Genomic DNA, 11,345 nt, shown 5'->3' on the forward strand with positions numbered 1-11,345 from the left:
GACTACCCCATAAATCTGTTCTATTCCTGATTATTTCCCTGCATAAACAGGTAAATCACCCGCTGAAACGGTTGCATTGACCGTGTGATTTCTATTGCAAATAGCGGGCAATTATATTCAATATACTGTCCAGCTATTATAGGAAGACCGATTTCGATCACGCAACATTTTGGGGGAGCGGCTTGGACAGTGCTGTTGGAGCCTACCGGATTTATTCCGAGAAGGAGTGCGCGGAAGCACCGGCACTTGACTGGCCCTATGTTTGCGCGCTGCATCTGCTCCGGAAACCCGTCGAAAGCGCCATTTCAGAGTTTCTGGCCTTCGTCGGCAATGCGTCGCGCGCCGACCGGGCATGGATGATCGAATATGCGCCCGATCTTCTGCGGTTTCGCAATACGCATGAATGGTGCAAGGGCGACACCACGGCCTATATTTCCGAACTTCAGGAAGCTCCCACCACACTGATTGCATGGTTGCACCGTTATCTGACCGAAGGACAGGCCGTTGCCGTCCACGATGTCAGAGGTCTGCCACGCACTGCACGCCCTATTCAGGCAGAGTTCCTGCGGCAGGGAAACCAGAGCATTCTCAGCATACCGGTTTTTCACCAGGGCCGGCTGCGGGGGATCATCGGCTTCGATACGACCGCGGAAACCAGACGCTGGTCACGCACGGAAATCAAAGCCATGTTCCAGTGCGCGCACCTGATTGCACAGGCAAAATATGCGACACCCGATGAGGAGCCGGTTTCAGACGAAGAGCCCGACCCGACATCGATAATCTATGTCAGCAAACGTGGGGTAATGCGCGGAATCTCCCCGGAGGAAATCATCGGGGTTCGTTCGGCAGGCAATTACAGCGAGATATGGCTTGGCGACGGCTCCATGGTTCTCGATTCCCGACCGCTCGGCATATGGGCAGGCATTCTTCCGGCAAGTGTCTTTTTCCGCATTCACCGCACCACGTTCATAAACGTTCTACAGGTTTCGGACATAGACAGAAGCATGATCGACAAATGGCTGGTCAGGATGCGCGGCATCGATCAGGCATGGCCCGTCTCGCGTTCCTATCGAAAGCCTTTGCGGGAGCGCCTGGGCTTCTAGCCTTTATTTCGCCTTACTTTTGCCCGCCCGTCGCCACAAAATTCCATGCAAATATGCAGGCTTTTCTCGCCGAAATGCCGTTTTTGCAGCAAACGAGCACAAATCCCGCATTTGCCTTAATTTGAAATCAGCAGTCACGACAGATCCAGATGCGCCTTGAGCGGCATGTCGTCATGAATGGGAACGGTCTGCCTTTCGATCATGCGATGAACGAGCGGCGGCTTGTCTCCCTTGTGCAAGGCAAGCAGCCGTTCCGACACTTCAGCATCGGCCTGAGTCCGGCGCTGGTTATGGCGGACATACTCAACCCAGGTTGGCACGTGATAACTTTCCGTCCAGGTTTCCGGGTTCTCCAGATCACGCAGCAGCACCCATTGCCGGGCACCATCGCGGATACGCATACGGCGGCGCAAGGCCATGGCGGAAAGGAACGCCGGAACATCTCCCTGCGCAATCTTGTAATCGACCATAATCATGATCGGGCCGCTGCGCGAACGCAGATCGAGCCGAAGTTGCGGTTCGCTGAAACGGTTGAGGGGATCGAGATTGAGGTCTTCAAATTCAGGCTGTGGAAGAAGGAGACCAATCAGCGCGCCGAACATCAGCACCACGGCAGCGGCCAGAAGCGCACCCGGCACGCCATATTCGTCAGCGACCGCACCCCAGAGCCAACTGCCTGCCGCCATGCCGCCGAAAGTCGCCGTCTGATAGAGCGCCAGAGCACGCCCCACCACCCAGCGCGGCGTGGAAAGCTGAACCGTAACGTTGAACAGCGACAGCGCCAGAACCCACGAAACACCCGCAGGCAGCAGGAAAATGCAGCTCAGCCACATATTCCGGCCGATTGACAGCAGGGCACAACTGATCGCAAAGGCGACGAAAGCGCCGCGCACCAGCCATTCATTGCCGAGAAGTTCGCGAAGCCGGGCGCTGAGCAAGGCGCCGCCTATGGCGCCAAGCCCGAAAAAGCCCAGCATGATGCCGTAGGTAAGTGCAGTGCCGTGGACGAGATCGCGCGCGACGAGCGGCAAAAGCGCCAGAATGACAATCGCGGACAGGCCAAACAGAAAGCCCCGGAACATCACTTTGAGAAGGTTCGGCGACATGGCGACATAACGCAGCCCCGCCACCATGGCCGGTCCAAGCGTTTCGCGCGGCAGGGTGGATTTGACCGTTTCCGGCTTCCACTGCCATAGCGCCAGAATGAGCGCACAATAGCTGAACGCATTGAAAATGAAGGCAAAAGCAGCGCCCGCCGCCGCAACGATGATACCGCCGATAGCCGGCCCGATGCTGCGCATGAGATTGAAGCTCATGCTGTTGAGCGCCACCGCTGCAGGCAGATCGGTGCGGGGCACGATATCCCCCATCGAGGCCTGCCAGGACGGGTTATGCAAGGCCCCACCACAGCCGATCAGGAACGTGAAGCTGAGCAGCATCCACGGTGTGAGAATGCCGAGATAGGCAAACGCCGCCAGCGCGACCGAAATAATCAGCAGCAGAACCTGCGCAGTGAGCATGATGCGGCGGCGATCGAAATTATCGGCCAGGGCACCAGCAGCAACTGAAAAGATCATCACAGGCAGGGTTGTCGAAGCCTGCACAAGTGCAACCATATCGTCCGAATGGGCGATGGTTGCCATCATCCAGCCAGCGCCGACCGTCTGCACCAGACCGCCGAGGTTGGAAACCAATGTAGCTGACCAGAGCGCCCGAAATGTTTTGTATTGGAAAGGCGCAAGGGGGGAAATTCTCTGCGGCACCGGACGACCTCCCGTTCCATCTGCCTGAGAACCTGAATCAAAAAGCGACATATGTGTGCGAAAATGGTGATTTTCGAGTACCGGAGCGGAGCGTACTTGAACGTACGTGAGCACCGGAACGCAGGAAATTGCCATTTGCAGCCACAGATGGCGGCTTTTGGAACAGGCTCGAATAGAGCGGATACGTGAATCTCTCTCCACGGACAAGGGGTTAAAACCATCGGCGCACGAGAATGATAATTGACTCCGCCTTTTCATTAGGTAGACTGGTCTACCTAATAGATGGACCAAATGTGATGAACGATCCTGCGACGCCCAGTTCAAAACCGGCACGTGAGCGGCTTCTGCAAGCGGCAGCGGAACTGTTCTACGATGCGGGTATTTCGGCGACCGGGATCGACGCGATCATCCAGCGTGCGGGCGTGGCAAAGCAGAGCCTCTACAACAACTTCACGTCCAAGGCGGAACTGGTGGCAACCTATCTGGAGCACCGTCACGCCGAATGGCTGGGCCTCTATGACAAGCGACGGGAAAAGGCAGCAAACCCGATGGACGGGATACTGGCCATATTCGACGCCTATCGCGATCATGCAGAATTTGCCTACGAACACGGGTTTCGCGGCTGCGGCCTGCTGAATGCGGCAGCCGAGCTGCCTGCTGGCGATCCGGGCCGCGAGGCGGTGAGAAAACACAAGGAGGAGGTCGAGGGCCTGCTTGTGACACATCTCACCGGCCTGATCCCCGACGATCCGCCTCGGGTCCGCCAGCTCGCCGTGCAGCTTTCCTTCATTCTCGAAGGAGCAATCATGCGGGCCGGCCTTGAAGGCAACAGTGCACGTCTTGGCGAAGCCAAGGCCATGGTCGCGACGATTTTGAAGTCTGAATAAAATGCAATCATCGAAAAACTATCTTCTGGGCGTGACAGCCATCATCGTCGCTTCCACTATCTGGGGCACGACCGGCACTGCGGCAACCTTTGCGCCTGAGGTCGGCGCGGCTGCAATCGGTGCCGCCGCCATGGGCCTTGGAGGGCTGGCACAGGCGGCAATCGCATGGCGCGGACTGATCGCCTCGCGAAAGGCTCTCGCCGATCAATGGCGCGTCCTGTTGGTGGGGGCCGTCTGCGTTGCGATTTATCCCCTCGCCTTTTATGGCTCGATGCGGATGGCTGGCGTGACCATCGGAACGGTCATTTCGCTCGGTTCAGCCCCGCTTCTTTCGGCAGCAATCGAGTATCGGCAAAGCGGCTTTCGCCCTTCGCTGCGCTGGCTGGCGGGTGCGACGGTCGGAATTATCGGCATGGTCCTGCTCAGCATGTCGGAGCATGGCGGTGCTCATACCGCATCCGCCGGGAGTTCAACCCTCGCAGGCTCTCTGGTCGGACTGATCGCAGGCTTTACCTATGCGCTTTATTCCTCATGCGCGCGCCAGTTGATGCAGCGCGGCATATCTTCGACAACCGCCATGGGCGCGACCTTCGGCATAGGTGGTCTTTTGCTGATGCCGGTTCTGATTGCCACCGGCGGACCGTTCCTCGCCTCGTGGAACAATGCGGCTGTCGGCCTATACATGGCTTTCGTGCCCATGTTCCTCGGCTATGTCTGCTTCGGCTACGGGTTGAGCCGCGTTGAAACAAGCGTAGCGACGACGATCACGCTCTTCGAGCCGGTTGTCGCCGCTTTCTTCGCGGTGGTGATTGTTGGCGAACGGCTTTCCGCCCTCGGCTGGTTTGGTGTTCTTCTGGTTGTCATCTGCCTTGTCTGGATCACCATACCCACCCGCAGCCAGACAACTCCGCTGGAAGTGCCCGAACCATCAACCTGACGCGCACTGTCCGAAAACCGTTTCACACTTTTCGGGATGCAGTTTGTTTCAACGCGCATCTTGGTCCGAAAACCGTTTCACACTTTTCGGGATGCAGTTTGTTTCAACGCGCATCTTAGTCCGAAAACCGCTTCACACTTTTCGGGATGCGCTTTTTAACCAGGCTTTGACTGCCTCAACAGATTCCGGATGGCGCGGCTTTCGCAGCGAAACCGCATAGAAATCTGCGCCCACCCGCAATTCTGTGGCCTGTGGCTGGACGAGACTGCCCGCTGCAACTTCCTTCTCCACGAAGAAGCGGCTTGCCAGTGCCAGCCCCTGCCCGGCAATCGCCGCATCGATAGCAAGTGACGTCTGGTTGAAGCGAATATTCTTCGCCGATGTCGACACGCCACCCGGAAAAGCCTTCTCCAGATATTGCGGCCAGAAATTATGCGCGTCGTGCAGCAGCGGATAGCGTTCCAGATTTTCTGGCTCGCCCGGATCGCCTAGCTTTTCGACCAGCGCCGGGCTTGCCACGACGACAATCACATGCTCGAAAAGCAGCTCCGTATTCAGCCCCGGACCGAAAGGTGGCTCGCCGTAGCGAACCGCCAGATCGACGGCATCGGTCTGGAAATTGGCGACCTTGTCGCTGGCGACTATGCGCAATTCTATATCGGGCTGCGCACGCGTGAATTCCGCCAATCGCGGGATAAGCCATTTCGATGCAAAGGTCGGCGTCACGCTGATCGTCAGGTGCTGCGGTTCAGGCCGCAGCATTTCGGTCGCCTCCGAAAGCAGGTCGAACGCGCGCCGCACATTGGCAATGTATGCACGTGCCGGTTCCGTCATGACCAGCGTGCGGGGTTGGCGTTCAAAGAGTTTCAGTCCAAGCTCTGCCTCAAGACCGCGTATCTGCTGGGCCACCGCTGCCTGTGTCACGCCAAGTTCTTCCGCTGCCAGCCGGAAATTCAGATGTCGCGTGACGACTTCGAACACACGCAGGCCATTGAGCGAGGGAAGTCTTTTCATGGAATAACCGAATAGATTTTCTACTGTCTAACGTTACGCATTTTCATTCGTCAGGATAGTAGTTCTCCGCTATAACGTCAAAGAATGGTTAACAGCAGTTGCGAATTTGCGCATTACTTCGGAAAAAGGAACGCATCATGACAGTAGAAAAAGTAGCGATTGTGACGGCTGGCGGAAGCGGCATGGGTGCAGCAGCCGCGCGCAGGCTTGCGCAGGACGGCTTCAAGGTTGCAATCCTCTCATCCTCCGGCAAGGGCGAAGCGCTTGCACAGGAACTAGGCGGCATCGGCGTTACCGGCTCGAACCAGTCGAATGACGATCTGAAGCGCCTCGTGGACGCGGTTCTGGAAAAATGGGGCCGTATCGACGTGCTGGTAAACAGCGCAGGCCATGGCCCGCGTGCGCCGATCCTCGAAATTACCGATGAAGACTGGCACAGGGGAATGGACACCTATTTCCTGAATGCAATTCGCCCGTCCCGTCTGGTTGTGCCGACAATGCAGAAGCAGAAGTCGGGTGTTATCATCAATATCTCGACCGCATGGGCATTCGAGCCGAGCGCCATGTTCCCGACTTCGGCGGTGTTCCGCGCTGGGTTAGCCTCTTTCACCAAGATCTTCGCCGACACCTATGCAGCAGACAATATTCGCATGAATAATGTTCTGCCGGGCTGGATCGACAGCCTGCCGAAAACCGAAGAGCGCCGGGCGAGTGTTCCGTTGCAGCGCTATGGCAAGAGCGAGGAAATCGCAGCGACGATCGCCTTCCTCGCATCGGATGGCGCCGCCTACATCACCGGCCAGAACCTGCGCGTGGATGGCGGCCTGACCCGGGCTGTTTAAACTAAGACTCCACGGTGAGCCGCCGCATGGCGGCTGCTGTTTCCTCATTGGCGGGGAAGAAGGTCTCAATGACCACTTCCGACAGCGTGATATCGACGGCGGTGCCGAATACCGTCGTCGCGCTCAAAAACTCCAACGGGCCTTCGCGGCTATCGATCCTGAGCGGAATGGCCACCGGATTGTCAGTGACAGTACCCCCGCCCGAAGAGGCTGCGCGCGCGGGGACCGGATAGGATTTCAGTTCATCGAGAAGTGCTGCCAGTCGCGGATCGGCTGAATTGTCCGCATCGCGGGCAAGACGCGCAAGAATATGGCTGCGCCACTGCCTGAAATTCAGGATGCGCGGGGCCAGCCCTTCCGGATGCAGGCTGAGGCGAAGCGCGTTCACCTCCCCCTGCAGAAGATGTTCTGCCACCCCCTCGGTCAGAACACCTACCGCCTTGTTCGCCAGAAGCAGGGTCCAATGCCTGTCGATAGCAAGTGCGGGATGCGGGTTGTGTCCGTGCAGCAGGGCTTCGATCACGCTTCGCGCAGCGGCAAATTCCGGCGCTTCCAACCCTCGCTCACCATGAACCGGAGCATATCCGGCGGCGACCAGCATCCGGTTGCGTTCCCGCAATGGCACGTCCAGATGCTCGACCAGACGCAGAACCATCTCGCGGCTTGGCGCCGAGCGCCCGGATTCCAGAAAACTCAGATGACGCTGCGAAATCTCGGCCTCCACCGCCAGAGATAGCTGGCTGAACCGGCGACGCTGCCGCCATTCCCTGAGAAGCGAACCGACTGTCTGTTGCGTTTCGGTCATGGGCCCGTCCGATCCTTTCAACGATTTGACTGCCCATCATGGCTGGCAGATGCATTCTGGAATGCGCCGCAAAATTCATAGCAACAATTACCTCTCACGTAATCGACCCCATAACGCAACAGGGCAAATATGCAGCCAGCCCGAAGAACGGGACGTCAAAATGAAAGGTCGACAGGATGAAAACCGCACAAACCGTATTTGCTCTCAAGCCACTCGTCGCCATTGATGCCATCACCTGCGCTGCAATGGGGGCCGCACTTGTCGTCGCCTCAGCAACGGTGGGCGAACTGACTGGAATTCCAGCGTCGTTGCTTTACTGGGCAGGCGTACTGCTGCTGCCAGTGGCAGCCTTTATGGCCTGGGTGTCGCGGAGCGCAAATCCGCCAGCATGGGCGGTGAACCTCGTCATTCTTGGCAATGGCGCATGGGTAGCAGCCAGCCTTTTCCTGCCTGTTGCGGGGATGATTACCCCCAATCTGTTCGGCTGGGTCTTTCTCGTTGGTCAGGCCGCGGCTGTGACAGTGCTCACCGGGCTCGAAGTTCGCGCCTCCCGTACGCTTCAAGCTGCATTCTGATCGAACGGAGGCATCAAATGACCGCTTATGCAATCGCACAGCTTCGCAATGTCCGGGTTAATCAGGGAATTGTCGAGTATCTGAAAGCCATCGATGGAACTCTGGCGCCCTTCGACGGACACTTCATCATTCACGGTGGACCGAAGGATGAACTGGAAGGTCTGTCACCGGACGATTTGATCATCATCGCTTTTCCCGATCTCACGACGGCGCGCAACTGGTATGCCTCGCCTGCCTATCAGGCAATCATCGAATGGCGCAGGCAAGGATCGGAAGGAGAGGTGTTTCTGATCGACGGCGTCGATAAGCATCACCGCGCCGCCGATATTCTATGAAGCCGAACCAATCCGGCGACAGTCTTCACACTGTCGCCGGATTTTCCGGTCAGGCCGCATAACGTTTGGTGCCATCCATCCACGTTTCGCTGACCTTGATCTTGCCGATCTTCACATCGGGCGCGGTCGGGTCTTCCTCCAGAATGGCGAAGTCTGCGAACTTTCCGGTTTCCAGCGAGCCTATCTGGTCTTCCATATGGCACTGCCAGGCCGCATCAATGGTGACGGCGCGCAGCGCTGCATCCACCGGGATGCGCTCTTCAGGGAAGAACACGTCGCCGCCTTCATTCATCACGCGGGTGACGGCATCCTCGACGTAGCGCAGCGGCTCAATCGGCGTCACGTTCCAGTCGGAATGAAGCGATATCTTGAGACCCGCTGCCAACGCCGACGCACACGGATCATAGAAGCGGGCGCGTTCAGGCCCCAGAAGACGGTCGCGGAACGCCTTGCCCCACCAGCGCACATGGCCGATCAGGAAAGACGGCGAAACGCCCATATCCTTCATGCGCACCATCTGTTCCGGATGGAAAACGCTGCAATGTTCGATGCGATGGCGAAGATCGCTGTTCGAGGTTTTTCCGAGCACGGCCTCGTAAGCATCCAGAACCATATCGATTGCCGCATCGCCATTGGCGTGAACGCCTACCTGCCAGCCACCATCATGCGCCCGGCGGATTACGTCCGTGACCTGTTCCAGGCTGTAATTCAGTGCACCACGTTCATCGGTGCCCAGATAGTTTTCGCGCATATAGCCGGTCTGCGCCTGATTGGACCCATCCGCCCACGCCTTGATGCCATCGACGCGGAAAAGATCGTTGCCGCGACCGGGCTTGATCCCTTCCTTTTCCCATTCATCCATGATCGTGGACACGAGCATGCCGCGATAACGCACCGGGGCTTTGCCTTCGCCCAGAACCGCATCGAGGATTTTCAGGTCCTGCGCACCGGCCATGATGCCGATACCGCAATCGTGCAGCATGGTGCAGCCAACGGAACTTGCGTGATCCAGAAAACGCTGGACGCGCCCGATCATATCCGCCGCCGTCGGAGACGGCATGACGCCGAGAAACTCCTGCTGCGCCGCCATCTCTTCCAGACGCCCGGTCAGGTTACCATTGGCATCCTTCACAAAGCGCGCACCGGATGGATCAGGCGTCTCGCGGGTGATGCCTGCCGCCTTGAAGGCCGCACTATTGGCATAGGCGATATGGCCGTTGCTTTCCTGCATGAAGAACGGATTGTTGGGCGCAAGCGCATCCAGTTCGGCAATTGTCGGAATTTTGGCGTCACGGGTGATACTGGCATCAAACTGCTGTGCGCGCACCCATTCGCCCGGCTTGGCATCCGCCACGCCCTTCTGCAGCTTCGACCAGACGGTCGCGTAATCCGGTGTCGTGATCGGGCTGACATCAATCCAATCCTCGAAGGCCGTGAACACGAAATGCATATGCGGATCGATCAGGCCGGGCATCAGGGTCCGGCCCTGAAGGTCCACCACCTGCGCGCCGGAACCGATGGCCGATTGCACGTCATCCAGCTTGCCGACGGCCAAAATCTTGTTGCCGCGAACGGCAATCGCTTCGGCGCGCGGCGCCTTGTCGTTCATGGTCAGGATCGTCCCGCCCTTGAAGATGATGTCGCCCGCCGGTGCCGCAGCCTGCTGCGCAAAGGCCATACCCGGCGCAGAACAGGCGAAAGCCGAAGTTGCGGCGGCAGCGCCGAGATATTTGAGAAAATCACGCCTTGAGGCCGTGGACCGCAGGAACGCCACCATACCAGGATTACAGGCTATACACATCCGAATACCCTTCGTTATCGCCGCAGCAAAAAGATCATCGTTCTAACGACGCCTAATTTTCTGATTGGAACGATAATGAAACAGTATTACAAATTATTAAATAGAAATTATTCTTGTATTAATTAGGAATTACTAAAATAAATATTATCGAACAAGAGGAATTATCAGTAATAAACATCAAGCTACATATATGTTTTAGCTTTCCGATTTCTCGTGCCCACGATTTTTGAAACAACCGTTTTCACGACAGGGCGAACACGAGACGCATCAGAATGCACATGAAAAATCCGCCGAAAATCGGCGGACTTCATGACAATACTCACAATTGCCCGATACGTCGTCAGCCGCGTTTGGTTTTTCGCTGCGCCCGCTTGGCTATATTATGCGCTATGGCGGCATGAACGAGCGCAATGAAGGCATTCTCGTCGACCTCTTCACCCTCGCTTATATCGAGCGCGCGGCGCGTATTACCTTCCAGGCTGGAATTGAAGATGCTGGCCGGATCGTCCAGCGCTGCGCCATTGGCAAAGGTCAGCTTGACAACCTTCTTGTAAGTTTCGCCGGTGCAGATGATGCCGTCATGCGACCAAACCGGAACGCCGCGCCATTTCCATTCCTCGATCACGTCCGGATTGGCCTTTTTGATGAGCGCCCGCATTCTGGCAAGCGTCGCGCCACGCCAGTCGCCTAGCTCGGCAATCCGCCCATCGATAAGCTTTGAAGCCTCATTATCGTCTGCCATGAAATACCTCCTCCCAGAGCGCGTTTCGGTCTGCGCTCAAAGCTACATTTTTTCGCCTGGCAGCAAACTTGCCTGCCTGATCCAGTCCGCCAACTGGGCTTCATCCACATCGTCCTGCTCATGAATGTGGAAGTAGCGCGTGTCCTGGCTCTTGGATTCGACCGGCGGCATCGGTTTCAGCTTTGCGCCACGAAAGAACGCCACCTTTATATATTTGTCGAAGCAATGATAGCTGAGGAACCAGCCCTCCCCCTTCAAACCATAGAAGGGAGAATTCCATTTAACCGCCTTGTGCACATCGGGAACGGTCCGCACGACAAGAGCGTCGAGGTGGCGGCCTGCTTCGCTTTTCCATCCCGGCATGGCGGCGATATAGGCCTGAACCGGCGCATCCCCTTCACCTTTTGCAATCTGGGGATTGCCGCCCGACAAAAGCACCGGACCATCAGGTTTTTTATCGGTCATCGCGTTTCCTCCACTGTTCACCTTCCGCCGCCCCTCATTGAGGCGACCATAACATCTCATCTGGTTTGCAACCAAG

General features: G+C 57.3%; 12 protein-coding genes. 6 read left to right on the forward strand and 6 right to left on the reverse strand.

What is annotated here, in order from left to right; all coding sequences use genetic code 11:
- Positions 1-182 precede the first annotated feature (182 nt).
- On the forward strand, positions 183-1,103 hold the full coding sequence (locus F9K91_RS16105) for a LytTR family transcriptional regulator DNA-binding domain-containing protein (protein WP_151678199.1): 921 nt from the start codon (positions 183-185) through the stop codon (positions 1,101-1,103).
- Positions 1,104-1,237: 134 nt separating this feature from the next.
- Here the strand turns inward: F9K91_RS16105 and F9K91_RS16110 are convergent, their stop codons facing one another.
- Entirely contained in the window at positions 1,238-2,866 is a 1,629-nt protein-coding gene (locus tag F9K91_RS16110; protein ID WP_151556648.1) for an MFS transporter, read from the reverse strand.
- 296 nt (positions 2,867-3,162) lie between these two features.
- Between F9K91_RS16110 and F9K91_RS16115 the strand changes: the two genes are divergently transcribed.
- Entirely contained in the window at positions 3,163-3,753 is a 591-nt protein-coding gene (locus tag F9K91_RS16115) for a TetR/AcrR family transcriptional regulator (protein WP_151678200.1), read from the forward strand.
- A gap of 1 nt (position 3,754) precedes the next feature.
- Positions 3,755-4,690 carry a DMT family transporter gene (locus F9K91_RS16120; RefSeq protein WP_151678201.1) on the forward strand — a complete coding sequence of 312 codons (936 nt, stop codon included), beginning with the start codon at positions 3,755-3,757 and terminating at the stop codon, positions 4,688-4,690.
- Between the two features lie 132 nt (positions 4,691-4,822).
- On the opposite strand, the gene F9K91_RS16125 is transcribed toward F9K91_RS16120, so the two are convergent.
- The gene (locus F9K91_RS16125) at positions 4,823-5,704 is read right to left on the reverse strand and encodes a LysR substrate-binding domain-containing protein (RefSeq protein ID WP_151678202.1); all 882 of its coding nucleotides are present in this window, start codon (positions 5,702-5,704) and stop codon (positions 4,823-4,825) included.
- 137 nt (positions 5,705-5,841) lie between these two features.
- Between F9K91_RS16125 and F9K91_RS16130 the strand changes: the two genes are divergently transcribed.
- Positions 5,842-6,546, forward strand: a complete 705-nt coding sequence (locus F9K91_RS16130) for an SDR family oxidoreductase (protein WP_151556644.1) — start codon at positions 5,842-5,844, stop codon at positions 6,544-6,546.
- Position 6,547: 1 nt separating this feature from the next.
- Here the strand turns inward: F9K91_RS16130 and F9K91_RS16135 are convergent, their stop codons facing one another.
- Positions 6,548-7,351, reverse strand: a complete 804-nt coding sequence (locus F9K91_RS16135) for a helix-turn-helix domain-containing protein (protein WP_061347779.1) — start codon at positions 7,349-7,351, stop codon at positions 6,548-6,550.
- Positions 7,352-7,527: 176 nt separating this feature from the next.
- Between F9K91_RS16135 and F9K91_RS16140 the strand changes: the two genes are divergently transcribed.
- Both F9K91_RS16140 and F9K91_RS16145 read left to right on the forward strand, forming a co-directional pair.
- Positions 7,528-7,926 carry a hypothetical protein gene (locus F9K91_RS16140; RefSeq protein WP_151651605.1) on the forward strand — a complete coding sequence of 133 codons (399 nt, stop codon included), beginning with the start codon at positions 7,528-7,530 and terminating at the stop codon, positions 7,924-7,926.
- 17 nt (positions 7,927-7,943) lie between these two features.
- Positions 7,944-8,261 carry a DUF1330 domain-containing protein gene (locus F9K91_RS16145; protein ID WP_151651606.1) on the forward strand — a complete coding sequence of 106 codons (318 nt, stop codon included), beginning with the start codon at positions 7,944-7,946 and terminating at the stop codon, positions 8,259-8,261.
- Between the two features lie 49 nt (positions 8,262-8,310).
- Here F9K91_RS16145 and F9K91_RS16150 read toward each other — a convergent pair whose 3' ends face one another.
- The 3 genes from F9K91_RS16150 to F9K91_RS16160 all read right to left on the reverse strand — a co-directional run bounded on the left by F9K91_RS16150 (position 8,311) and on the right by F9K91_RS16160 (position 11,269).
- A complete protein-coding gene (locus F9K91_RS16150; protein ID WP_151678203.1) occupies positions 8,311-10,062 on the reverse strand; it encodes an amidohydrolase in 1,752 nt (583 codons plus the stop codon).
- A 340-nt stretch (positions 10,063-10,402) separates the two neighbouring features.
- Positions 10,403-10,804, reverse strand: coding sequence for a DUF1801 domain-containing protein (locus tag F9K91_RS16155; protein WP_151678204.1), 402 nt, complete (start codon positions 10,802-10,804; stop codon positions 10,403-10,405).
- Between the two features lie 42 nt (positions 10,805-10,846).
- On the reverse strand, positions 10,847-11,269 hold the full coding sequence (locus F9K91_RS16160; protein ID WP_151556638.1) for a DUF1801 domain-containing protein: 423 nt from the start codon (positions 11,267-11,269) through the stop codon (positions 10,847-10,849).
- Positions 11,270-11,345: the final 76 nt, after the last annotated feature.

Source organism: Brucella tritici, from assembly GCF_008932295.1.
Lineage (GTDB): Bacteria > Pseudomonadota > Alphaproteobacteria > Rhizobiales > Rhizobiaceae > Brucella > Brucella tritici.